Origin of the sequence: Dactylosporangium sp. NPDC051541, from assembly GCF_044454505.1 — a bacterium.
Classification (GTDB): Bacteria; Actinomycetota; Actinomycetes; order Mycobacteriales; family Micromonosporaceae; genus Dactylosporangium.
Window position 1 is genome coordinate 1 of sequence record NZ_JBITDU010000006.1, and the last position, 22,552, is coordinate 22,552.

18 protein-coding genes are annotated in these 22,552 nt (G+C 71.1%); 9 read left to right on the forward strand and 9 right to left on the reverse strand.

What is annotated here, in order from left to right; translation table 11 throughout:
- Positions 1-111 precede the first annotated feature (111 nt).
- Positions 112-774 carry a hemerythrin domain-containing protein gene (locus ACIA8L_RS26575; protein WP_395909054.1) on the reverse strand — a complete coding sequence of 221 codons (663 nt, stop codon included), beginning with the start codon at positions 772-774 and terminating at the stop codon, positions 112-114.
- A 102-nt stretch (positions 775-876) separates the two neighbouring features.
- On the opposite strand from ACIA8L_RS26575, the gene ACIA8L_RS26580 reads away from it, so the two are divergent.
- The 3 genes from ACIA8L_RS26580 to ACIA8L_RS26590 all read left to right on the forward strand — a co-directional run bounded on the left by ACIA8L_RS26580 (position 877) and on the right by ACIA8L_RS26590 (position 9,367).
- The gene (locus ACIA8L_RS26580; RefSeq protein WP_395909055.1) at positions 877-4,182 is read left to right on the forward strand and encodes a BTAD domain-containing putative transcriptional regulator; all 3,306 of its coding nucleotides are present in this window, start codon (positions 877-879) and stop codon (positions 4,180-4,182) included.
- Between the two features lie 1,007 nt (positions 4,183-5,189).
- Positions 5,190-7,295 carry an MMPL family transporter gene (locus tag ACIA8L_RS26585; RefSeq protein WP_395909056.1) on the forward strand — a complete coding sequence of 702 codons (2,106 nt, stop codon included), beginning with the start codon at positions 5,190-5,192 and terminating at the stop codon, positions 7,293-7,295.
- Between the two features lie 356 nt (positions 7,296-7,651).
- Positions 7,652-9,367, forward strand: coding sequence for a ricin-type beta-trefoil lectin domain protein (locus tag ACIA8L_RS26590; RefSeq protein ID WP_395909058.1), 1,716 nt, complete (start codon positions 7,652-7,654; stop codon positions 9,365-9,367).
- Between the two features lie 77 nt (positions 9,368-9,444).
- Here ACIA8L_RS26590 and ACIA8L_RS26595 read toward each other — a convergent pair whose 3' ends face one another.
- The 4 genes from ACIA8L_RS26595 to ACIA8L_RS26610 are packed head-to-tail and all read right to left on the reverse strand — an operon-like array spanning position 9,445 to position 12,518.
- Positions 9,445-10,119, reverse strand: coding sequence for a hypothetical protein (locus tag ACIA8L_RS26595; protein ID WP_395909060.1), 675 nt, complete (start codon positions 10,117-10,119; stop codon positions 9,445-9,447).
- Positions 10,116-10,679 (reverse strand): NADAR family protein, encoded by a 564-nt coding sequence (locus tag ACIA8L_RS26600; RefSeq protein WP_395909061.1) that lies wholly within the window; start codon positions 10,677-10,679, stop codon positions 10,116-10,118. The genes ACIA8L_RS26595 and ACIA8L_RS26600 overlap by 4 nt, the downstream gene beginning before the upstream one ends.
- A 31-nt stretch (positions 10,680-10,710) precedes the next feature.
- Positions 10,711-11,856, reverse strand: a complete 1,146-nt coding sequence (locus ACIA8L_RS26605; RefSeq protein ID WP_395909062.1) for a sensor histidine kinase — start codon at positions 11,854-11,856, stop codon at positions 10,711-10,713.
- A 5-nt stretch (positions 11,857-11,861) separates the two neighbouring features.
- A complete protein-coding gene (locus ACIA8L_RS26610) occupies positions 11,862-12,518 on the reverse strand; it encodes a response regulator transcription factor (RefSeq protein WP_395909063.1) in 657 nt (218 codons plus the stop codon).
- 109 nt (positions 12,519-12,627) lie between these two features.
- Between ACIA8L_RS26610 and ACIA8L_RS26615 the strand changes: the two genes are divergently transcribed.
- The 4 genes from ACIA8L_RS26615 to ACIA8L_RS26630 are packed head-to-tail and all read left to right on the forward strand — an operon-like array spanning position 12,628 to position 16,160.
- Positions 12,628-13,233, forward strand: a complete 606-nt coding sequence (locus ACIA8L_RS26615) for a hypothetical protein (protein ID WP_395909064.1) — start codon at positions 12,628-12,630, stop codon at positions 13,231-13,233.
- Positions 13,230-14,300, forward strand: coding sequence for a peptidoglycan-binding protein (locus ACIA8L_RS26620; RefSeq protein ID WP_395909066.1), 1,071 nt, complete (start codon positions 13,230-13,232; stop codon positions 14,298-14,300). The genes ACIA8L_RS26615 and ACIA8L_RS26620 overlap by 4 nt, the downstream gene beginning before the upstream one ends.
- Positions 14,297-14,998 carry an ABC transporter ATP-binding protein gene (locus tag ACIA8L_RS26625; protein WP_395909068.1) on the forward strand — a complete coding sequence of 234 codons (702 nt, stop codon included), beginning with the start codon at positions 14,297-14,299 and terminating at the stop codon, positions 14,996-14,998. Before ACIA8L_RS26620 ends, ACIA8L_RS26625 begins: the two co-directional genes overlap by 4 nt.
- Positions 14,958-16,160, forward strand: coding sequence for an ABC transporter permease (locus ACIA8L_RS26630; protein WP_395909070.1), 1,203 nt, complete (start codon positions 14,958-14,960; stop codon positions 16,158-16,160). The genes ACIA8L_RS26625 and ACIA8L_RS26630 overlap by 41 nt, the downstream gene beginning before the upstream one ends.
- 100 nt (positions 16,161-16,260) lie before the next feature.
- Here ACIA8L_RS26630 and ACIA8L_RS26635 read toward each other — a convergent pair whose 3' ends face one another.
- Positions 16,261-17,166 carry a hypothetical protein gene (locus tag ACIA8L_RS26635; RefSeq protein ID WP_395909071.1) on the reverse strand — a complete coding sequence of 302 codons (906 nt, stop codon included), beginning with the start codon at positions 17,164-17,166 and terminating at the stop codon, positions 16,261-16,263.
- Between the two features lie 221 nt (positions 17,167-17,387).
- On the opposite strand from ACIA8L_RS26635, the gene ACIA8L_RS26640 reads away from it, so the two are divergent.
- On the forward strand, positions 17,388-18,995 hold the full coding sequence (locus ACIA8L_RS26640) for a hypothetical protein (protein ID WP_395909072.1): 1,608 nt from the start codon (positions 17,388-17,390) through the stop codon (positions 18,993-18,995).
- A 13-nt stretch (positions 18,996-19,008) separates the two neighbouring features.
- Entirely contained in the window at positions 19,009-19,395 is a 387-nt protein-coding gene (locus ACIA8L_RS26645; RefSeq protein WP_395909074.1) for a hypothetical protein, read from the forward strand.
- On the opposite strand, the gene ACIA8L_RS26650 is transcribed toward ACIA8L_RS26645, so the two are convergent.
- From ACIA8L_RS26650 to ACIA8L_RS26660, 3 genes are all read right to left on the reverse strand, one after another.
- Positions 19,341-20,102: a hypothetical protein gene (locus tag ACIA8L_RS26650; protein ID WP_395909076.1), complete on the reverse strand. Its 762-nt coding sequence runs from the start codon at positions 20,100-20,102 to the stop codon at positions 19,341-19,343. The genes ACIA8L_RS26645 and ACIA8L_RS26650 overlap by 55 nt on opposite strands.
- A 30-nt stretch (positions 20,103-20,132) precedes the next feature.
- Entirely contained in the window at positions 20,133-21,359 is a 1,227-nt protein-coding gene (locus ACIA8L_RS26655; RefSeq protein WP_395909077.1) for a glycosyltransferase, read from the reverse strand.
- 65 nt (positions 21,360-21,424) lie between these two features.
- Positions 21,425-22,546, reverse strand: a complete 1,122-nt coding sequence (locus ACIA8L_RS26660; RefSeq protein WP_395909078.1) for a DUF1254 domain-containing protein — start codon at positions 22,544-22,546, stop codon at positions 21,425-21,427.
- Between the last annotated feature and the right edge of the window lie 6 nt (positions 22,547-22,552).

Genomic DNA, 22,552 nt, shown 5'->3' on the forward strand with positions numbered 1-22,552 from the left:
TGCGTGCGCAGCGCGGGAGGTCGGATACCGGGGTTGTATCCGGCCTTTCGCGATGTGTGCGCAGGCGGGATCTGGGCCCGCCGCAGCCCTGCCTCGTTTCTGAAACAGGGCCTAAGGCGTGCGGACCGCCGCCATCTGCTTGTTGTAGGAGCGCCGGCCGACCGTCTTCCACAGCAGCCGGACCGGGAACGGCAGCCGGGCCATGAACCGGGCCGTCTCCTCCGGTGTGGCATCCTCCAGCAGCGCACCCAGCATGAGCAGCTGCTTCTCCTTCGGGGTCTTCGAGCGCGCGTGCTCGCCGAGGGCGTTCCACTCCGCGACCGTCAGGTGCTCCTCGATCAGCGGCAGGACGTGCCGCTCCTCCTCGTCGAGGTGCTCCAGCAGGTCGCGGCGGTGCTGGGCGAGCGCGCCGACGAGGGCGTCGCGCTGCGGCTCGGCCGGCGTCCCCGCCCACGCGGCCAGGAGCCGCTCGAGCTCCCGCAGGCCGGCGTCGACCACCTGGTGCTGCTGCTCCATCCGCAGTACCAGCTCGGCGTCGAGGTCGACCCGGGCCAGCAGCTTCGGCCAGAGCAGCTCGTCCTCGCTGGTGTGATGGTTGTGCAGGCCCTCGATGTACTCGCGGGCCAGCCCGGCCAGCAGCCCGGCCCGCGCCGTGTCACCGGGCCGGACGGCGCCGATGAGGTCGTGCAGGTGCCGCGACTCCCGGCGGAAGATGCGGTGCACGACCACCATCTCCTGGACCCAGGGCCGCTCGGTGGTGACGGTGCCGGTCATATCGGTGACTCCTTCGCGTGTTCGTGTCGGTGCACACACGGTCGCCGGACTGTCTTGTAGCGGTCTTGGAGAGCGCTTGGTGGCGATTACCATGGCGCCGTCATGCTGCTGCGGGTGCTCGGCCCCTTCGCGGTCGAAACAGGAACGGCCGTCGACCTCGGCGGTCCCCGCCAGCGCGCCGTCCTGGCGAGGCTGCTCTCGGCCCGCGGCGACGTCGTCTCCGTCGACCGGATGATCGAGGACCTGTGGCGCGGCGAGGCCCCGCCCCGGGCCATCGCGTCCCTGCAGGCCTACATCTCCAACCTCCGCCGCCTCCTCGAGCCCGCCCGCGAGCGCCGCACGCCGGCCCGCCTCCTGGTGAGCGCTCCACCCGGCTACGCGATCCGCCTCCCACCCGACGCCGTCGACGCCTGGCGGTTCGAGTGCCGCTTCACCGAGGCCCGCGCGCTCCCGGACGACCCGCACCGGGCCCGGCGGCTGCTGCGCGAGGGCCTCGACCTGTGGCAGGGCGACGCCTACGCCGAGTTCGCCGGCGAGTCCTGGGCCGAGCCGGAGGCGGCCCGCCTCGAAGAGCTCCGCCTGGCCGCCCGGGAGCTGCTCCTCGACGCGACCTTGCGCACGGGGGCCACGGCCGAGGCGGCGGCCGAGGCCGAACTGCTGACCCGGCAGGCGCCCCTGCGCGAGGAGGCCTGGCGGCTGCTGGCCCTGGCCCTGTGGCGGAGCGGCCGCCAGGCGGACGCGCTGGCCGCCCTCCGGCGAGCGCGCACGGTGCTCGCGGACGAGCTGGGCCTGGACCCGGGCCGCCCGTTGCTGGACCTGGAGTCGGCGATCCTGACCGGCACGGTTGACGACAGCGCCAGCGCGAGCGCGTTTGGCGCCGGCGTTGGGGCTGGCAATGGCTCTGAGCAGGCCGAACGTGGAGAGCTGTCCGTCGGGCGGGATGGGGAGCTGTTCGTCGGGCGGGAGGGGGAGCTGCGCTCGCTCCTGGAGGCGGCGGATGGGGCGCCCAAGGTGGTGTTGGTCAGCGGGGAGGCCGGGGTCGGGAAGAGCAGCATCCTTGGGCGGTATCGGCACGAGCTCACCCAGCGTGGCTGGCTCGTCGTTGTCGGGCGGTGTCCGGAGGTTGAGGGGGCGCCGCCGGCCTGGGCCTGGGTTGAAGCCCTGCGGCAGCTGGCCGCGGTCGAGGCGCCCGGGGAGTTGAGTGCCGAGCTGCGGCCATTGCTCAACGAGGACGCCGGTGGGATCTCGTCCGGGGAAGACGTCGCGGCGGGGCGGTTTCGGCTGCATCGGGCCGTCTCGCGGTGGCTGGCGTCGGTGGCGGCGGCGCGGCCCGTGGCCGTGGTGCTCGACGATCTGCACGCGGCCGACCAGGAGACGCTCATGCTGCTCGCCGGCGTCGCCGAGCTCGTCGGGCCCGGTGGGCCGCGGCTGTTGCTCGTGGGGGCGCTGCGGCCGGCCGACAATCGGGAGCGGCTGGCCGGGACGATGGCCGTGCTGGCGCGGCGGTCGCCTGTGCGGGTACCGCTGCAAGGGCTTGGCCGTGGTGACGTCGCGCGGCTGGTCGAAGCGTTCGCGCGCACCCCGGTGGACGCGGGGACGCTCGCCGCGCTGGCCGAGCGGACCGGCGGGAATCCGTTCTACGTGCGGGAGTCGGCGCAGCTGCTCGCGTCCGAAGGGGCCCTCGTCGCCACGTCCGAGGTGCCGGAAGGGGTGCGCGACGTGCTGCGGCGGCGGCTGTCGCGGCTGCCACCGGCGGCGGTCGCGGTGCTGCGGCTCGCGGCCGTGGTCGGGCGGGAGGCCGACGTGGAGACGCTGGTCGAGGCGGCCGACGCCGACGAAGGAGCCGTGCTCGACGCCCTTGAGGCGGGGCTCATCGCGGGGCTGCTGACCGAGCCGGCGCCGGGGCGGGTGCGGTTCGTGCACGGGCTCGTGCGGGACACGATGTACACCGACCTCTCCCGGCTGCGCCGGGCCCGGATGCACGCGCGGGTGGCGGCGGCCACGCGGCGGGACGACTATCCGGCGCTCGCCCACCACTACGCCCGGGCCGCGTCCTCCGACACCGCCGCGCTCGCCGTGGACTTCGCGATCCGGGCGGCGGAGCTGGCCGAGCGGCGCTACGCGTACGACGCGGCGGCCGAAGTGCTGGGCGGGGCGCTCGATGCCGCCGCCACCGCCCCCGGCGACCGGGACGCGTGCCTGGTCGACCTGCTCGGGCGGCTCCTGCGGGCCCAGGCCAGCGCGGGCGCGGTGGCGGCGGCCCGGCAGACGCGGCACCGGGCGGTCGACGTGGCCGTCGCGTCCGGGCGGGAGGAGCTGCTGGTCGCCGCGTTCACGGCGTGGACGGTGGCGACGCCGTGGCAGATCCACGAGTACGGCGTGGTCGACGACCGGCTGGTCGACGTACTTACCCGGCTGCTGCGCCGCGACGACCTCGATCCGGCCGACCGCTGCCGGCTGCTCGACGCGCTCACCAACGAGCTCGACGGTGAGGGCGACGAGCGCGGGGTGGCGGCCGGTCGCGAGGCCCTCGCGATCGCCCGCGGACTCGACGACCCGTGGCTGCTCGCGCTCGGGCTGGCCGCGCGGGGGCGCACGATGCCCTACGACAAGGACGTGCCGGCCCGCCGCGCGGTCGCGCTGGAGCTGCGGGCCCTCGCCGCCGAGAACGGGTTCGTGGCTCACCACTGGCTCGGCGAGCAGCAGCTGGGCAACTGTGCGGCGGCGCTGAACGAGCCCGAAGCGCTGCGGGCCGCGATCGACCGGCAGGGCGCCATCGCCGCGGCGTACCACCTGGCCGAGCCGCACGCGATCCACCTGGCCGCCCGGGCCACGTTCGCGCACATCGCGGGCGATCTGGTCGGGGCGTTCGCCCTCTACGACGAGTGCCACGAGCACATGCGCCGCCAAGGGTCGCTGCACGGCGACGCGTTCCACTTCTTCGCCACGTTCAGCGTGCTGATGAGTGCGGGGCGCACCGCCGAGTTCGTCGAGCCGACCCGGATCGTCTGCGAGCAGCTCGGGGCGATCGGCAACGACGCCTACGCGCTCGCCCTCGTCGCGGCCGGGCGGGTCGACGAGGCGCGGGCGGTCCGGATCTGCGAGCACCCGATCCGCCCCGACTACTTCGCCTCCGCGTTCTACACGGTGCGGGCCCTGGCGATCGTCGCGCTCGGCCGGGCCGACCTGGCCCAGCCCGTCATCGAGGCCCTCCGGCCGGTCCGTTCGCAGCTCGCCGGGGTGTCGAGCACCTCGATCGCCATGCAGCCCGTCGCGCTCAGCCTCGGTGAGCTGTACCGCCTCCAGGACCGCCCGCAGGAGGCGTCGGACTGTTTCCAGCTGGCCGCGGAGGTGGCCGCTCGCTGGAGCTCGCCGCACTGGCTGGCCCGGGCGAAGTCCTGCCTCTGAGCGCGCACGCCGCGACCAGCAGGACGGCCCCGGCCGCGAACCCGGCGTTGCCCTGCCACCGCACCGGGTCGTGCGGCTCCATCAGCGCGGTCAGCGCGAAGCCGCCCCAGGCGTAGGTCAGGAGCGCCCCGGCCGCCAGCGCCATGACGTGCCGAGGGGTCCACCGGGTCCGCAGCAGCCACACCGATGCGGCGGCCAGCCAGGCGACCCCGAACCAGAAGCCGGGCCACGTCTCCGGCCGCGCGAAGAACACGGAGCTCACCACGAACGCGATGACCCCGGTGAGCCAGACCTTCGGCGGCTTTTGCGAGGCGGTCGGCCACTTCGCGGCAAACGCCAGGCCGATGAGGAGGACCGCGGCGGCCGCCGCACCGGCGCGCTGGGCCGGAGTCGCGACGAACTGCTCGCTGTCCCTGATGTCGCTGTAGACGATCCAGCAGCCCAGGCAGTACACCAGGAGGAAAGCGGTTGATCCCTTCCACCCGAGCCACGGCTCGCGGTCGCCGGCCAGGTGCTCGACCAGGACGATCGGGACGGTGATGCTCCAGATCGCGTGGCCGGCCACGAAGGACAGGGTGCTCGCCGCGCTCAGGCCCCCGAGCGCCGGGACGGGGGTGACGGCCAGGAAGTCGTGGCCCTCGAACGTGGGGTTGAACAGCGACTGGTCGACCAGGCCGGCCTCGAGCACCCCGTAGGCGGCGCCCAGCAGCAGGATCGCCGGCCAGCCGCGGCCGCTGCGGCGGGCGATCTCGCGGATGAGCAGGGCGCCGCCGCCGTACATGGGGACCAGGAACGGCAGGGCCGGGAGGATCCGGACGCTCAGGTTGCCGAGCAGGAACTCGCCGACGAGCGGGGCGAGCAGCAGCAGGCCGGTGACGGCCAGGAATCGGCGCATACCTCAGTGCACCGGCTGCGTCACCGGTCGCTCTAGCGGCGAAAGTCGACGGCCGGGGTCGCTGTTAGTGGACTCCAAGTCGGCTGAAAGCGGTACGGGGGAGCGTGTCGGCATGTCTCGCTTGCTTGGCCGAATCGGCGGTGCGGCCGCCGCTCACCCCTGGCGCACGATCGGCGCCTGGCTCATAGTCCTGGTCGGTTTCACGGCGCTCTCCGCCGGCTTCGGCGGCACCCCGCACGACGACTACAACGTGCCCGGCACCGAGTCGCAGGCCGGCACCGAGTTCCTCCGCGCCAACTTCCCGCAGATGTCCGGCGCCGACGCCCGCGTGATCGTCCACGACGGCCGGCGGCTCGACCCGGCCGTCCTGGAGTCGCTGCGGACGCGGCTGGCGGCGATGCCGTCGGCCGGGATCGTCGCCCCGGCCCGGCTGTCCGCGGACGGCGACACGGCGCTGATCGGCGTGCAGTACGACATCCCGGTCACCGACTTCGCGGGCACCTCGGCCATGGACGCCCTGCGCGCCGCGGCCGAACCGCTCGAGCGCGAGGGCCTGCAGGTCGAGTTCGGCGGCCAGGTCGCCGAGAACATCTCGGCCCCGAGCGGCACCGCGGAGGCGGTCGGCATCGTCGCCGCCCTGCTGATCCTCGTCCTCGGCCTCGCCTCGGTCGTCGCCGCCGGCCTGCCCCTGGTCGTGGCCATCGCCGGCCTGGGCGTCGCGACCGCGGTCATCGCCCTGCTGGAGAAGGCCACCGACATCAGCAACACCGCGCCGACGGTCGCCACGATGGTCGGCCTCGGCGTCGGCATCGACTACGCCCTGCTGCTCGTGGCCCGGCACGTCGAGGGTCTGCGCCGCGGGCTGTCGCCCCGCGCGGCGGCCGCGGAGGCGAACGCGACGGCCGGAGCGTCGGTCGTGGTGGCCGGGCTCACGGTGCTCGTCTCGCTGTTCGGCCTCCGCCTGGCTTCTTTGCCGGTGTACTCCTCGTTCGGCTACGCCACCTTCGCCGCCGTCGTCGCCGTGATGGCCGCGGCGCTGACGCTCGTGCCCGCGCTCTGCGGCCTGGCCGGCCACCGCGTCCTGCCCCGCAAGGTCCGCCAGGGCCGGCCGGTCGCGTCGGCGTCGGGCTTCACCGCCCGCTGGGCCACCCGCGTCGGCCGCCGCCCGGTCGTCGCCGCGCTCGCCTCGCTCATCGTCCTGGCCGCGCTGGCCGCGCCGATGCTGGGGATGCGGACCTGGCCGCAGGACGCCGGGAGCCAGCCGACGTCGAACACCACCCGGCTCGCCTACGACCTGACGTCGGCCGAGTTCGGCCCCGGCGCCAACGGCCCGCTGCTGCTCGCCGTCGACACCACCAAGGTGTCCGATGTGGACGGTCTGGTGGCCCGCCTGCGCACGGTGCCCGGCGTCGCCGCGGTCGCCCCGCCGGTCGTCAACGGGACGGCCGCGGTCATCTCGATCGAGCCCACGACCGGGCCGCAGGACGAGGCGACCAGCGAACTGCTCACCCGCCTGCGCGGCTCCGTGCTGCCGGACGGGGTGCGGGTCACCGGCCTGGTCGCGGTGTTCTCGGACATCTCCGACCGCCTCGCCGACCGGCTGTGGATCGTGGTCGCGTTCGTCGTCGCGCTGTCGTTGATTTTGTTGACGGTACTGTTCCGGGCTCCGGTCGTCGCGATGAAGGCGGCGGTGATGAACCTGCTGTCAGTGGCTGCGGCGTATGGCGTGATGACCGCCATCTTCCAGACCGACTTCGGTGCGCGGCTGGTCGGCCTGCCGCACGCGGTGCCGGTGTCGAGCTGGGTCCCGATCCTGCTCTTCACCGTCCTCTTCGGACTGTCGATGGACTACGAGGTGTTCCTGCTGTCCCGGGTCCGCGAGGACTGGCTGGCCACCGGCGACGCCCGCGGTTCCGTGGTCCGCGGTCTGGCCGCCACCGGCCGGGTGATCAGCAGCGCGGCCGCCATCATGGTCGCGGTCTTCATCGGCTTCGCCCTCGACCCGGACGTGACCGTGAAGATGATCGGCGTCGGCATGGCGGTCGCGGTCTTCGTCGACGCGACGCTGGTCCGCCTGGTCCTGGTCCCGGCCACGATGGCGCTGCTGGGCCGGGTCAACTGGTGGCTGCCCGGCTGGCTGGACCGCCTCCTGCCGCACGTCGAGGTGGAGCGCCCGGCTCCGGCCCCGGCCGATCCACGGCCCGCCCCGGTCGCCTGACCGGCGCCGCGGCCGCCCGGTTACCCGCCGGGCGGCCGCGTGTTGCCGCGCTTCTACCCTATTGGCGTCAGTCGATCAAGTCATTGACGTTTATCGCATTGATCGGAGATCATGAAGCTCCGCATGCAATGCCTTGACGGGGAGGGCAACGATCGATGCTGGGTAAGTTGTTCACGCGCGCCAAAAACGCCAGGCGGGTAATGCTGGCGATAACCGCGGCCGCGGCCGGTGTGATGGCACCGCTGGGCCTTCCGGCCGGAATGGCACACGCCGCCGCGCCGAGTGCGCCGGTCAATGTGCGAGCGTTCACCGGCGGCAACAGTATCGCACTGACCTGGAACTACGCTACCGGTCAAGTGCCAACGCAATATGACATCTACCGAAACAATGCGTTGTTCACCACGGTTGCGGCGCAGGCCGGATTCGCATCCGGCGACGTCACGCAGCGCTGGCTCGACACCGGTGTCGCCAATGGCACCGCGTATTCCTACAAGGTCGTCGCGAAGAATGCCGCGAATGAGGCCTCGGCGGCCAGCGCATCGGTCTCGGTGACGCAGCCGGCCAGCCCGTTCCCGGTGCCGACGATCACCATCAACCCCGCCGTGACGGGAAACTACCTGCAGTATCTGACGGCGCTCAAGGGGCTGCTGGAGAAGTGGTACCCCAAGATCGTCACGTTCCTCGGGTCGCAGGCGAACGCGCCGACGACCATCACGCTCAACACCGACCCCAACACCGGCGCCGCGTATGTGAGCGGCAACGGCATGTTCGTCGGCACGTCCTGGATCGACGCGCACCTCAACGACCCGGACCTGTCGATCGCCATCCATGAGGTCACGCACATCGCGACCACCGGCATGAACGGGGGCTTCACCCCCAGCTGGGTCACCGAGGGCTTCGCGGACTACGTGCGCTACTGGATGTACAGCAGCAACATGCCGGTCGCCAACCCGGCCACGTTCACGTATCTGCACGGCTACGAGCACGCCGGCTACCTCTACAACTACATCGCGACCACGTTCAACAAGCCGAACTTCGCCCGCGACCTCTATGCCAACCAGGTCGCGGCCGGCGACCTCAACGCCTTCATCAAGGCCCAGACCGGCAACGCCAACGGGTACCTCACGCTCGGCGAGTCCTGGTACAACATGACCAGCAAGAAGGTCAGCTCGATCCTGACGCTGAAGAACGGCACCACCAGCTCCTGCGCCGACGTGCTCAACTACGCCGACACCGACAACAACACGGTGCAGATCGTCGGCTGCACGGGCAACATCGCGCAATGGTGGACGTTCACCCCCATCAACGACAACAGCGTCAACGGCACGATCCGAGCGAACGTCGGCGGCTCGGTGGCCGGTAGCCCGCTCGGCGACGGCAGTGAGCGCTGCCTCTACCCGAAGAACGGCGGCGCGACGAGCACCACCCCGGTCGTGATCTTCAACTGCGACCCGAGCAACACCAGCATGCAGTGGTACTTCCAGACCAACGGCCTGGTCCGCAACGCCGGCTCGGGCCTCTGCCTGGCCCCGGCCGGCGCCAGCACCGCCAACAACACCCCGCTGCAGGTCGTGACCTGCAACAGCGCCGCGGCCACGCAGAACTGGAACGTCCGCCCCCTCGACATCATGCAGAGCAAGGGCAGCACCACCACCGCGATCAACTACTGCCTGGGCTCGTCGACCGACGGCACCGTCCCGGCGACCACCAGCTACCTGCAGGACCGCACCTGCAACTACAACAACGGCCAGCGCCTGGTCTTCGTCCCGTCCGGCTCGGCCGGCACCTCCGGCTACTACAAGGTCTACGCCGACACGGGCAACGCGGCCGACACCCGCTGCCTGGACCTGGAGAGCGGCAGCACCGCCGCCAACACCCGGGTCATCCTGGCCGTCTGCAACGGCAGCACCAAGCAGCAGTGGATGCGCTACCCGAGCGAACGCCTGGCCAACGTGGGCGCCGGCGGCCTGTGCCTGCAGCTCGAGGGCAACTCGACGGCCGTCAACGCCTACACGGTGATCAACACCTGCAACAGCACCGACTTCCAGAAGTTCAAGTTCGCCACCATGTGATACCCGCACCACAGGAGTACCCGAGAGCCGGCGCGCCTCCGCGTCGGCTCTCGGGCGTTTGCAGTGCCAGTGCGGGGTCAGCGCAGGCCGAGGGTGGCCAGGACGCGGCGGGTGGTGTCGGCGATCGGGCGGAGGACCCAGGTGTGGACCCAGCGGGCCGGGGGGACCACGCAGTAGCGCCACACGAAGGCGACCGGGATGACCACCAGGTAGCGCCAGAGCAGGACGACGGAGTGGTTCCAGGCCCACGCGATCGCCTGGCCGATCGGGATGACGACCCAGCGCCAGACGAAGGCGATGGCCCGGCCGATCGGGGTCAGGAGGTAGCGGTACAGCATGGTCATCGCCCAGCCGACGGCCTTGCCGACCTCCAGGAGGATGCGGGCCAGCAGGTGCCAGAACGGGGCGGTGGCCTTCAGGAGCCAGACGAAGCCGTCCCACAGCGGGGCCAGGACGTGCTTCGCGAACCAGACCAGCGGGCGCCACAGGATGTGGACCGTGATCCACGCCAGGGGGCGCCAGAGGATGTAGATCGCGATCCAGCGCAGGGGCACCCAGATCACGTAGTAGAAGAACGGGGCCAGGACGTACTCGGTGAGGGGCGAGCCCACGTACTTCCACAGGGCGCGGGTCAGCCAGACCAGGGCGTCCCAGGCCAGGCGGAACGGGACCACGAAGATGACGGCCAGGACCCGGATCGGCCAGGCCAGCCACGGTGGAAGGGGCTGGACCTGGCTGTTGCGGGCGGTCACGCGCCCGCGGCCAGGTCGTGGCGGGCCCGCATGAGGGCGAAGCCGAGCAGGTTGAGGCCGCGCCACCGGTCCGGGTTGGCCGCGGCCTCGTCGTCGGCGGCCAGGCCGATGCCCCAGACGCGGTCGAGGGGGCTGGCCTCGACCAGGACGCGGGTGCCGGTGCCGAGCAGGTAGGTGCGCAGCTCGTCGGTGGAGGAGAACTTGGCCCGGCTCACGTCCGTGACGATCGCGAAGCGCTCGCGTTCCCAGACGGCGTCGTCGAAGCCCTTGACGATCCGGCCGAGGGCCTTGGCCTGGTTCGGGTGGCCGACGGAGAGCACCCGGTCGGCGGTCGCGGTGTCGCCGAAGAGCCGGGCCTTGCGCCACATCATGTAGTGCTCGGCGGTCGGGTAGTGGACGCCGTCGACGTCGAACGGGGACGGCCACCACTGGCTGAGGCAGCTGGGGCCGAGCGTGCCGTCGAGGCGGGGCTGGTTGCCCCAGAAGTACAGATATTTGACGCGCGACCCGGCGTTCACCAGGCGGCGGAGATCTTCCAGGTTGGTGGGCGGTGCGGACATGACCCCGAGTGTGCCGGATCTCCGCTCGTTGTCATGTCGGATATTCGCTGCTCGCGGCGGTGGGCAGGATCACGGTCACGGTGAGGCCGCCGCCGTCCCGGGGGTCGGCGAAGACCTTGCCACCGTGTGCACCGGCAACCGCGCGGACGATCGACAGGCCCAGGCCGGCGCCGGAACCGGCGGCGCGCTCCGGGCCCAGGCGGCGGAACGGTTCGAAGAGGTTCGGGATTTCGTACCGCGGGACCACCGGCCCGGTGTTGCTGACGGTCACGAACACGCCGTCGGGGCGGGTGCCGGACTCGGCGCGGACCCAGCCGCCGGCCGGCACGTTGTATCGCACGCCGTTCTCGACGAGGTTGTGCACCAGCCGCTCCAGGAGCACCGCGTTGCCGGTCGTCGGGGCCTCGTCCGCCACAACGGTCAGCTTCACGTCCTCGCCCGGCTGCTGCGCGGTGACGTGCGTGACGATGTCGGCCAGGTCCACGTAGGAGGCGTCGCCGATCGCGCGCTCGGAGCGGGCCAGGAGCAGCAGGCCGTCGATGAGGCGTTCGTGGCGGTCGTTGACGGCCAGGAGCGTCCGGCCCAGCTGTCGCAGTTCGGGGGAGGCGGCCGGGTCGTCGGTGGTGACCTCGAGCAGGGTGCGGTTGAGGGTCAGGGGGGTGCGCAGTTCGTGGGATGCGTTGGCGATGAACCGGCGCTGGACGTCGAACGACTTGTCGAGCCGGGCGATCATCTGGTCGAAGGTGTCGGCCAGCTCCTTGACCTCGTCGTAAGGGCCGGTCAGGGCGATCCGCTCGTGCAGCCCGCGGTCGGGGGCGCCGGCGATCCGCCGGGCCGTCTCGGTGACCTGGTGCAGGGGCTGCAGGAGGCGGCCGGCGATGAGCCAGCTGAACGCCAGGCCGAGCAGGACGACCGCGGCCAGCGCGACCCCACCCTGGGTGAGCAGGACGTTCAACGCGTCGGAGCGGATCTCGCCGGAGATGCGGTTGAGGGTGCCGGGGCCCGCTTCGCCGCCGACGGCCAGGTCCGGCGGCGGCGCGCCCTGCTCGGACTTGAACGCGTAGAGCTTGTCGCCCAGCCGCTGGGAGACCAGCGCGTAGGTGATGCCGATGAGCAGCAGGCCACCGGCGAGGAGCAGGCCGCCGTAGACCAGCGTCAGCCGAGTGCGGATGGTCATCTTCTTCACGGGATTCGGTACCCCACCCCGGGCTCGGTCAGCACCACGGCCGGCTCGCCCAGCTTCCGCCGCAGCTTCAGGATCGTCATCCGCACGGTATGCGTGAACGGGTCGGCGTGCTCGTCCCAGGCCTTCTCGAGGAGCTGCTCGGCCGAGACGGCCGCGCCCGCCGCCCGCAGCAGCTCGGCCAGGACCGCGAACTCCTTGCGTGACAGCGGCACGTAGCGGCCCTCCCGGTACACCTCGCGGCGGTGCGGGTCGAGCCGGATCCCGGCCCGCTCCAGCACCGGCGGGGCGGCCGGCCGGGCCCGGCGGCCGAGCGCGGCCACCCGGGCCGCGAGCTCGCGGAACGCGAACGGCTTGGGCAGGTAGTCGTCGGCACCGAGGGCGAGGCCCTCGACCCGGTCGTCGACGTCGGCGGCCGCGGTCAGCATGAGCACCCGGGCGTCGGACTCGCGGCGGGCCAGCTCGCGGCACACCTCGTCGCCGTGCAGCACCGGCAGGTCGCGGTCGAGGACCACGACGTCGTAGTCGTTGACGTCGAGCCGCTCGAGGGCGGCGGCGCCGTCGTGGACCACGTCGACGGCGTGCGCGTCGCGGCGCAGGCCCTGCGCGACCGTCTCGGCGAGCAGCCGCTCGTCCTCGACCACCAGAATCCGCATGCCTCCATCGTCCCGCGCCCCGGTGTCAACTCGGCGTCAACGTTTTCGCTAACGGTCAGTTGACGGGCGGCTGGCTTGACTGCACAGGCAGTACACCTAAGGAGGCATTATGCGTTTCAGGACGAGCCTCGCGGTCGGCCTGCTGCTCGTGCTCACGGCCGGCGGCTGCGCCAAGGGAACCGGCGCGGACGATGGCGTGGCTTCGGCGGGCGATGGCAAGGCGTCCCCGACGGCGAGCGCCAGCAGCGGCACCGGCAGCCGGGACCCGAAGGACGACCAGGAGGCGTTCCTCAAGTTCGCCCAGTGCATGCGCGACCACGGCGTGCCGATGGAGGACCCGAACTTCGACAGCGGCGGCGGCGGAGTCGGGCTGACGATCACCGGCGACGTCGACAAGAACAAGGTCGACGCGGCCCAGGCCGAGTGCAAGTCGCTCATGCCCAACAACGGTCAGCCGCCCAAGCTCGACGCGGCGCAGCTGGAGCAGATGCGCAAGTACGCCCAGTGCATGCGCGAGCACGGCATCCCCAACTTCCCGGACCCGCAGGAGGAGGGCGGCTTCATGATCGACGGCAACGAGCTCGGCATCGACCTGCAGAGCGAGCAGATGAAGAGCGCTCAGGCGGCGTGCGAGCAGTACGACCTCGGGCCCAAGGGCGGCGACGGCGGCCCCGGGACGCATACCGAGAACCACAACGACGGGGGCGGGGCGTGAGCAACCGCCGCCGGCGCGGGGGCGCCGGAAAGGTGATCTTCGGGGTGGCCGCGGTCGCCGCCGTCGGAGCCGCCGCCGCGGCCGGGCTCGGGCTGCCCCAGACCGGCAGCCAGGCCGAGGCGGCGAAGAGCTCCGGGCCGGCCAAGACGGTGACGGTCACGAAGCAGACCCTGGTCGACACCCAGAACGAGGACGGCAAGCTCGGCCACGGCGACAGTCGCACGCTCAACGGCCGCGGCGGCGGCACGCTCACCGAGGTGCCCGCCGTCGGCACCACCGTCCAGCGCGGGCAGGCGCTGTATCGGACCGACAACACGCCGGTGGTGCTGCTCTACGGCGCGATGCCGTCGTACCGCAACCTGACCGTCGGCGACGAGGGGCCCGACGTCAAGCAGCTGGAGGAGAACCTGGCCGCGCTCGGGTACACCGGGTTCACCGTCGACGACACCTACTCCTCGTCGACGGCGAGCGCGGTGAAGAAGTGGCAGGGCGACCTCGGCATCACGAAGACGGGCACGGTGGAGGCCGGGCGGATCGTCTACGCCACCGGCGCCGTCCGCGTCGACGAGCACAAGGCCGAGGCCGGTGACCCGAGCGGCGGCGCGATCCTGGCCTACACCAGCACGACCCCGGTCGTGACGATCGACCTGGACACGTCGGACCAGCGGCTGGCCAAGACCGGGGCGGCGGTGAGCGTCAAGCTGCCCGACGGCAAGGGCGTGGCCGGGAAGATCTCGGTGGTGCAGACGGTCATCCAGCCGGCCCAGGGCAACACGGCGGCCACGACCAAGTACCGCGTGACGATCACCCCGGACGACGCCAAGGCCTTCGACGGGCTGGACCAGGTGACGGTCACGGTCACGTTCACGGCCGGCAAGCGGGAGAACGTGCTGGCAGTACCGGTGCAGGCGCTTCTGGCTCTGGCCGAGGGCGGCTATGGAGTGCAGGTCGTCGCCGATGGCACGACGAAGATCGTGGCGGTCAAGCTCGGGCTGTTCGCCGCGGGCAAGGTGGAGATCACCGGCGACGGGATCAGCGCCGGCACCGTGGTCGGGATGCCGGCATGACGGCGGTCGTCTCGCTCTCCGGGGTGTCCAAGGAGTATCCCGGCGGCGTCATCGCCGTTCGCGACGTCTCCCTGACCGTGTCCGCCGGGGAGTTCGTGGCCATCGTCGGTCCTTCGGGTTCTGGCAAAAGCACAATGCTGCATCTCATCGGTACTCTCGATCGCCCGTCGTCGGGCACCGTGAGCATCGACGGGCATGAGGTCGCACGGCTTCGGGACCGCCAGCTGGCGGCGCTGCGGGCCCGCCGCATCGGCTTCGTGTTTCAGCAGTTCCACCTGGCCGTCGGGCAGCCCGCGCTGGACAACGTCGCCGACGGGCTGCTCTACACCGGCGCCTCCCGGGCCGAACGCCGCCGCCGGGCCGAGGACGCCCTCGTGCGGGTGGGCCTGGCCGACCGGCTCGACCACCTGCCGCACGAACTCTCCGGCGGCGAGAAACAGCGGGTCGCGATCGCCCGCGCGGTCGTCGGCGAGCCGGCCATCCTGCTCGCCGACGAGCCCACCGGGAACCTCGACTCGACCTCCGGGGCCGGCGTGATGCAGCTGCTCGGGGAGCTGCATCACGCCGGCACCACCATCCTCGTCATCACCCACGACCGGCAGATCGCGGCCAGCCTGCCGCGCCAGGTGGCCATGCGCGACGGGGAGGTGGTCTCGGATGACGACGTCGCTGGCGCCCTCGCGGCTGGCCCCCGCTGACGTGGTCCGGGTCGGCGGGGCCGGCCTGCGGACCCGGCCGATGCGTGCGTTCCTGTCCGCGCTGGGCATCGCGATCGGCATCGCCGCGATGATCTCGGTCGTCGGGATCTCCTCGTCGAGCCGGGCCGAGCTCGACCGGCAACTGGCCGCGCTCGGCACCAACCTGCTCACCGTCGCACCCGGCAACGACATCTTCGGCGACGGCGTCTCCCTGCCGGACGAGTCGGTGGCGATGATCGGCCGGATCGGCCCGGTCACCGAAGTGTCGGCGACCGGCAAAATCTCGGGCATCCACGTGTACCGCAACGACCGCATCCCGGCCGCGCAGACCGGCGCGATCGCGCTGCGGGCCGCGGAGCTCTCACTGCTGCGCACCGTGGGTGGCTCGGTCGCGTCGGGCGTGTGGCTGAACGCGGCCACCGGCCAGTTCCCATCGGTGGTCCTGGGCGCCGCGACGGCCAAGCGCCTCGGGATCTCGGCGGCCGGGGACGGGGTGCAGGTGTACATCGGCAACCGCTGGTTCACCGTGATCGGCATCCTGGACGCAATACCGTTGGCCCCTGAGCTGGACTCGTCGGCGCTGATCGGGTGGGAGGCGGCCTCGACGTACCTGGCCTTCGACGGCCACCCGACAACCGTCTACACCCGCACCAAGGACACCCAGGTCGAGGCCGTCCAGGCGGTGCTCGCCCGCACCGCCAACCCGGAAAACCCGAGCCAGGTCAAGGTCTCCCGCCCGTCCGACGCCCTCACCGCCCGGCAGGCCACCGACAAGACCTTCAACGGGCTGCTGCTGGGGCTGGGCGCGGTCGCACTGCTGGTCGGCGGCGTCGGGGTGGCCAACACCATGGTGATCTCGGTGTTGGAGCGGCGCTCTGAGATCGGACTCCGCCGGGCTCTCGGTGCTACGCGGGCCCAGATTCTGGTGCAGTTCCTGGCGGAGTCGCTGCTGCTGTCCGCCCTCGGCGGTCTCGGGGGCGTGACCATCGGCCTCGGGGTGACCGCCTTGTACGCGACCACCCGCGACTGGCCGACCGTCGTCCCACCGTGGGCAACGGCCGGCGGCGTCGCGGCGACACTGGTCATCGGGGCGATCGCGGGCCTCTACCCCGCGGTGCGCGCGGCCCGCCTGGCGCCGACGGAGGCCTTGGCGGCGCCCTGAGTGTGTGCTGCGTGCACCGCCAGCCCGCCAATGCCATGAGAGCCGGCTCTCGTCATGAGGGTCGGCTCTCGTGACGCGGGCGCGGCTCGCCAGTTCACCGCTATCGGCGCCAGTGGATACCGACGGTTCTGCCCGGCCGGACGTTGTCCGGCTGGGTCACGTATGAGCCCGAGACCTTCGGTACGAGCAGTTCGTTGGCACCGGGTTCGGGGCCGATCGCCTGCTCAGTAGGCTGGTTGATGGTCCATGCGCGCGCCGGCTGATCGCCGATCGGGAAGTCGACGCTGACCTCGACCTCCTCGGCCGGGACCCGGAAGCGCACCCAGCGTCCGGGATCCTCCTCACCGGTCAGGCCATACGCGTAATCCGCCGTGAACGAGCCTGATTCGCCAGGGTCGATCGGTTTGTGGAGCTGCAGCAGGAACACATAGCTATTGCGGCGGGCCTGGATGACCTCGACCGCGGTGACGTCGCCGCAGAGCTGGACGCGCAGATACTCCAGCTCGACCTCGGCTTGCATGCCCACGGTCCAATACAGCCGGTCAAGGCTCGTATCGGTCGCTCGGATCTTGCGGGTGGATGTGCCGGCCATTGTCCGACGGTCCGCCCCGATCCGATACCGGTCGACCGCCCGTTCGATGATATGTGGAATCAGGTACACATTTCGCGGGTCATCCGGCTCCGGTAAAGCCCGCGCAAATGCGCCGTCCGCGGAAATCACCTCGATGTATGGTACTTTCCGGCCGGTCGGCCGAGCCAGCTCACTCGGTGGATAAGGAGCGAGTGCGGCGCTCTGCCGGCGGAGCTTGGCCAGGTTTTCGTCATCGCGGGCGCGGCGCATGAGAAATGCGGTCCGCTCAAGGTCGGCGCCGACCGCTCGGGCGATCTCCATAACAATGTCCGAGCCCGGCAGGCGGAGGCCGCGCTCCAGATCGGAGACCACGGTCCGGCCGACATGACGGATGTCGCTGCGCTGGAGCCCCGCTATCTCGCGGGATGCCTGCATCAGCGTTCCGAGCCGCCGGAGTGGGGAATCTCCGGTATCGGGCTCACCTATGCTGATCATATGCGCCTTTCGGACAATTTCCTCAATACCAGCGCACCATAGCCGTATGGCCGCAGCGGTGAAACTGGGCGCGTGTCGGATACACCCAAGAGGGCTTCCGCGGTAACTGCGGCGCGAACATGTGCGCGTTCGGACCGTTCAGCCGGTGGGGCGGTGCCTCAATGGAGGACGACGCCGGAGGGGTCGTCGACATGGCCAAGGGGAAGGCGTCGATGCTGAACGATTTCGACCGCCGACGGGACGGTGCTGACGGGGTCTTCGGGCAGATCCGGTCCGTGCGGGGCCGCGAGGCGCTGCGCCGGTGGTCGGACCAGGTGTCCGCAAACCTGCTGCCGTCCGGGTGGGTCGGAGCCGGCTTCACAGATGCCCAGCTGCTGGGTGTCTACGTCGAGGGCTACGGCGAGCATCTGCGCGGGGTGATTTTGAAAATCACCGACCGCGAGGATTCCGACCGGGAGTACATTCTCCATAATCGGGCGCTCCATGACGCGCCACGCCTGTTCGCCGAAGCGCATCTGACCAGACTGATCGGGTCGCCGATCTCGATTCCCGATGGCGGATCGATCGTGATGCAGAGCATCGCCGGCGGTGGCTTCGACGAGCTGGTCGAGGTCGATCGTCTGCCGCCGCACCTGGTGAAAGACGCCTGCCGCCGACTCGTCGGCGAGCTGTTGACCGAATGGAACACTCGATCGACATCGAAAAAGGTTGACATGGGCATCGTGTTGGAGGAGCTCCTCGGCGAACGTCTCGCCGCGGGCGGATCCATCGATGCCTGGGCCGGTCGGCATCCGGGCCTGCTGACGGATTCCCGGCCCTGGCTCAGCCGCGGCGGCGAGTGTCTGGTCAATCCGTTCGCGTTGGTCGGTCGTGAGCCGGCGCTCCGGTTGATGCCGGTCATTCTTACGTACGGCCTGAGTCATCGCGATCTTCACCCGGGAAACGTGCTGTTCGACCGCCGGGGGGAGCGATACTTCCTCGTCGACCTCTCCCGGTACACCGCTTCGGGTCTTCTGGCCTGGGACTCCACGTATCTCGCACTCACCACCGTCGCGAAGTACCTCGACCGGGTGGATTTCCGCGATCGTGACGCGTTGCTGCAATGGATGCTGAGCCCTACCGATCAGCTGTCGGTGACGGTGCCGCCGGAGCTGTCCCAGCCGGTTGCCGGCATACATGAAGCCGCCACGGAATACGCGCGGAACCAGGGCCAGTGGTCCGCCTGGCGGCCGCAGCACCTCCTCTGCATCGTCGCGATTGCGCTGATGATCACCGGGCGGGGTCGTTTGTTGGCGCCTGACCTGCGCACCTGGTTCTTCTGGCTCGCGGCGCGGGCGGCCACCGAGCTGTTGCCGCGCGACACGAAGCCGGCCGACGATCCACTCGGCCTGCCCGATCCGCTCATTCTCGGCGAGCTGATCGGCCTGGACGCCCACCGGCCGGCGGCAGCGGCGGAACCGGAGCCGGATGAGCGCGTCGGCAACGCGGTGCCAGAGTGGGGCCGGTTCGTGTGCCGGTTGCGCGCCGCTCGACTCGATGCGCTGGACCGGGCGACGCTGGCGATACGCGTCGAACCGCTGCGGGCCGAGCTCGCGAACCTGCGGGATCGCGCCGCCGCGCACGAGAACGCCACGATCGGCCGGTGCGTCGACGAACTGGCCACCGTCCTCGACGCGGCGCTGCGACCCGGCACGACGAGCGCCGAGATCCAGGCCGCGACCGCCCACGCCGACCTGCTGCGAGCATGGCTGCTCGATCTGCTTTCTTGATACCCGGTCGGTGATGGATCCACCGGCCCGGGTCGCCGCGAAAGCCCGCTACCGACTCGATCGGGCCCACCGCCAGGTCGGCCTGGGTATCGACTCGCTCGAGCGGCACTTCGCGGACATCATCACGACGGCCGATGAATTGCGTGGCTCGGTCGATGCGCTCGCCGGTGACGCATCGCCCGAGCTGATCGGTGAGATGGCCAGACACCTGCGCGCGGTGCGTTGGGCCGCGGACGCCGTCGGCGTGCACGTGCGGAGCAAACTCAGGAATAAGCCGGACGAATATCTAATGGCGCTCATCAGCCTGGCCGAGAACCTGGAGGAGAAGATCGACGCGGCCGCGCATTACTTCGGCGAGGTGGAGGGCGGCCCGTCCACACTGCGCAGCGTGTCAGGCTGAGCCGCATCGACGATAAGATGCTCCAGTGCGGCCAGGGCGGCTTGCGTGGAATGCACAAACTCCGTGCGGAAGCGCTTGGACTCTTCGTACGGTCCGACGAAGTCGGCCAGTTCGGGCAGCATACGCAGCTCGACCTCGGCCCGGTCGGCCTGTGGCATGACGTTCTCGTACTCCGTCACCAACGCCCGCAGATACGACTCGGCCCTGATCAGCGCGGCGATGAGATCGTGGTCCGTCGCGAACAGGCTTCCTTCGACGCGCATGGTGCGCGACATGGTCTCGAATGTCAGCTGTGCGTCCAACACCGACTGCAACAGCTCGTCGTATCTGGCGACGCGGACTCGCCGGTTGGCGCGGTCCGGGTCATGCGTGAGCGCCTTCGCCCTCAGCAGGCGGCGGGCCCGCTTGACGCGGTTGTAGTGGCCGATCAGCTCGGAGAGGTACCGCTGCCGGGTTTCCTGAACCGCATCAGCTCGGTGCTCATCCTGTCGCTTCACCTCGGCCTGCCGGTCCACCTGCCGGTTGTACGCCTGATAGAGCAACGACACCGCACCGCCCAGGACGACCACGAGACAGAACTGCAACAGATTCTTGTACGCCTCGATGCCGACCACCCTGGTCATCACCTCGTGCCAAACAGCCAGCACGGCGGCGAGACTCAGGCTCACCACCACAACGGCCGAGATGACGATCGAAAGCCCACGCATGGGGACGCTCCTCGCTGGTGCCTACCCTCCTCAAGTTCTGACGGACCGACCGTTATGAGCGCTGGGGGAGTCGGTCTTCGTGACGGAGGTGTAGACGGCCATCAGGTGGGCCAGGTAGTGCTTTGCTGAGTAGGCGTCGGCGGCGGCTCGGCCGGCCTCCGATACCTCGGTGTGGAGTTTGGGGTCGGTCAGGATTTTGGTCAGGGCGGTGGCCATCGAGTCGGCGTCGGGGGCGGTGCTCAGGCGGCCGGACGTGGTGCCCGGGCGGGTGGCCAAGGCGGCGTCGGCCAAAACGACCGGGAGGCCCGCGGCCTCTGCTTCGATCATGGCCAGGCCCTGGGTGTCGGTGGTGGAGGCGAAGGCCAGGACGTCGGCCATGCGGTAGTACGCGGCCATGCGGGTGTGGGGGACGGGGCGGACCAGGCTCAGGGCGTGGGCGACGCGGGCCTGGCGGGCCTGGCGTTGGACGCTGATGCGGTTTTGTTTCACGCCGACCATCACCAGCCTGGCCGTCGGGACGTGGCGGAGCAGGCGGGCGAAGGCGGACAGCAGAAGGGTCGGGTCCTTTTCCTTCGTCGCGCGGCCTACAGCCAGTACCACCGGAGCGGTTTCTGGAATTCGCAACGAGCGGCGCAGCTCGGCTCGGCCCAGGGGGCAGTCGGCCAGCTGGATCGCGGTCGGGACCGTCCAGACCGGGGGCAGGCGCTCGAACTCGGCCAGGCCGGCGGCGGTCTTCGCGGACGGGGCGATCAGGACCGACGTGCGGTCCATGAACTCCTGGCCCAGCCGCAGCAGCTGGGCCCGCCGTTCGGTGCCGGAGCGGGCCAGGCGCAGGTAGTCGCGCATGGTCCAGCCCAGCGCCAGGCGCTGGGCGGCGTGGGCGGCGCCGAACTGGATCTCCATGAAGTGGGCCGAGTAGGCCAGGAGGTCGGTGTGCCAGGTCATGACCACCGGGAGGTCGTGGGCCCGGGCGTAGCGCAGGCCGCCGATGCCGACCGGGCCGGGGGTGTGGACGTGCACGACGTGCGGTACCGGACGCATGCCCGAGAAGCGCGGCACGCCCACTCGGATGTTGCGCAGCGGCACGGGGACCGAGCGGACTCCGCAGGGCTCGGCCCGGCCGCGCAGCAGCGGCGCCGGCTGGTAGAGCTGGACCTCGTGACCGGCCGAGCGCAGCAGGGACACCGTGGCCGCCACCGAGGTCGCCACGCCGTCGGAGCGGCCCGGGTGGCTGTCGCAGAAGTGCGCGATTCTCACCCCGCACATGGTGCGATACGGCCCCCGGACCAGACGAGAACGAGCGTCTGTTGTACGCCATCTGTTCATGCTTTTGCCAGCGGCGGCAGCCGGAGGCCGGGCTCCGGTGGCGCGTAGATCCGCAGGACGAGGTGGAACTCGCCGTCGGGGGCGTGGACCCGGGTCGGGCTCTCGGGCTCGATCGGGATCGTGGTGATCGGGTGCTGGTCCGCCGCCGTGTACGCGGCCAGCGTGGCGTTGGGCAGCGGGGGCAGCGGCAGCGTGTAGGTGCGCGCACCGGTCAGGCGGTCGCCGTCGGCGTCCTTGTGCAGGGCCGCCTCCACGGTCTCGTACGCGTGGCTGCCCCACAGCCGCGTGCGCGCCGCGACCGCGCGGGCCAGGTGGGCCGCGTCCCGGTCCGGAATCGTCCACTGTGGAGCGTCGATGGTGCCGACCTCGAAGTAGTCGAGGTTGTAGTCGAAGGCGTGCACGTCGTTGGTCCAGCCGTTGACCGGGGCGGCGTGCGCGGTCGTCGCCGCCTCCTCCAGGCCGTCGCGGCCGCGGTCGAGACCCTCCCGGAGGGCGAGCCGCTGCTCCCGCGGCAGCGTGGTGTAGGGCGAGTTGCCGTCCGCGAACACCCCGAGCGGGGTGAACCGGCGCTGGTAGCGGCGTTCGGCCGGGGAGGGCGGGAACGCGGCCAGGCTGCGGCGCAGCTCCTCCAGGAAGCGCACGTCGTCCGGTACCCCGGGCTGGGGGGACGGCAGGCCGTCGAGTGCGACCTGGGGGTACATCCGCTGCAGTGTGATGTCGCTCTTCTGCGGGAAGCGGGCGATCAGCGTCGCGATCATCGTGGGCACGCGGATGACCTCGGCCGCGGGCTCCTCCCGGCCGGCCCACCCGGGCGGGACGAGGAGGTACTCGCGGGGCTCATCGCGGGTGGTACGGCTGCCGACGTAGGCGAAGTTGTGCGTCCACGCGTCGATGAACTGGATCACGTGGTATCGGCCGCCGGTGGCGGGGACGCGCAGCCACAGCGGGCCGCCGGACAGGTCGAGCTGGGCGGTGGACGTGACCAGGTCGGGGTTGGGGCCGGGGGTGTCCACGAACGTGTTGAACGTGGGCGCGCGCCCGACCGCGTGCAGGTCCTGGAGCAGGGGATAGCCGTAGGTGTAGGCCTCGGCGGCCAGCGTGGGCAGGTCGTCTCGCATCGGCAG

Coding starts and splice junctions, on each gene's coding strand:
- ACIA8L_RS26575 (WP_395909054.1), bottom strand. CDS start 774: ATGACCGGCACCGTCACCACCGAGCGGCCCTGGGTCCAGGAGATGGTG.
- ACIA8L_RS26580 (WP_395909055.1), top strand. CDS start 877: ATGCTGCTGCGGGTGCTCGGCCCCTTCGCGGTCGAAACAGGAACGGCC.
- ACIA8L_RS26585 (WP_395909056.1), top strand. CDS start 5,190: ATGTCTCGCTTGCTTGGCCGAATCGGCGGTGCGGCCGCCGCTCACCCC.
- ACIA8L_RS26600 (WP_395909061.1), bottom strand. CDS start 10,679: ATGTCCGCACCGCCCACCAACCTGGAAGATCTCCGCCGCCTGGTGAAC.
- ACIA8L_RS26605 (WP_395909062.1), bottom strand. CDS start 11,856: ATGACCATCCGCACTCGGCTGACGCTGGTCTACGGCGGCCTGCTCCTC.
- ACIA8L_RS26610 (WP_395909063.1), bottom strand. CDS start 12,518: ATGCGGATTCTGGTGGTCGAGGACGAGCGGCTGCTCGCCGAGACGGTC.
- ACIA8L_RS26615 (WP_395909064.1), top strand. CDS start 12,628: ATGCGTTTCAGGACGAGCCTCGCGGTCGGCCTGCTGCTCGTGCTCACG.
- ACIA8L_RS26625 (WP_395909068.1), top strand. CDS start 14,297: ATGACGGCGGTCGTCTCGCTCTCCGGGGTGTCCAAGGAGTATCCCGGC.
- ACIA8L_RS26630 (WP_395909070.1), top strand. CDS start 14,958: ATGACGACGTCGCTGGCGCCCTCGCGGCTGGCCCCCGCTGACGTGGTC.
- ACIA8L_RS26635 (WP_395909071.1), bottom strand. CDS start 17,166: ATGCAGGCATCCCGCGAGATAGCGGGGCTCCAGCGCAGCGACATCCGT.
- ACIA8L_RS26640 (WP_395909072.1), top strand. CDS start 17,388: ATGGAGGACGACGCCGGAGGGGTCGTCGACATGGCCAAGGGGAAGGCG.
- ACIA8L_RS26645 (WP_395909074.1), top strand. CDS start 19,009: ATGGATCCACCGGCCCGGGTCGCCGCGAAAGCCCGCTACCGACTCGAT.
- ACIA8L_RS26650 (WP_395909076.1), bottom strand. CDS start 20,102: ATGCGTGGGCTTTCGATCGTCATCTCGGCCGTTGTGGTGGTGAGCCTG.
- ACIA8L_RS26660 (WP_395909078.1), bottom strand. CDS start 22,546: ATGCGAGACGACCTGCCCACGCTGGCCGCCGAGGCCTACACCTACGGC.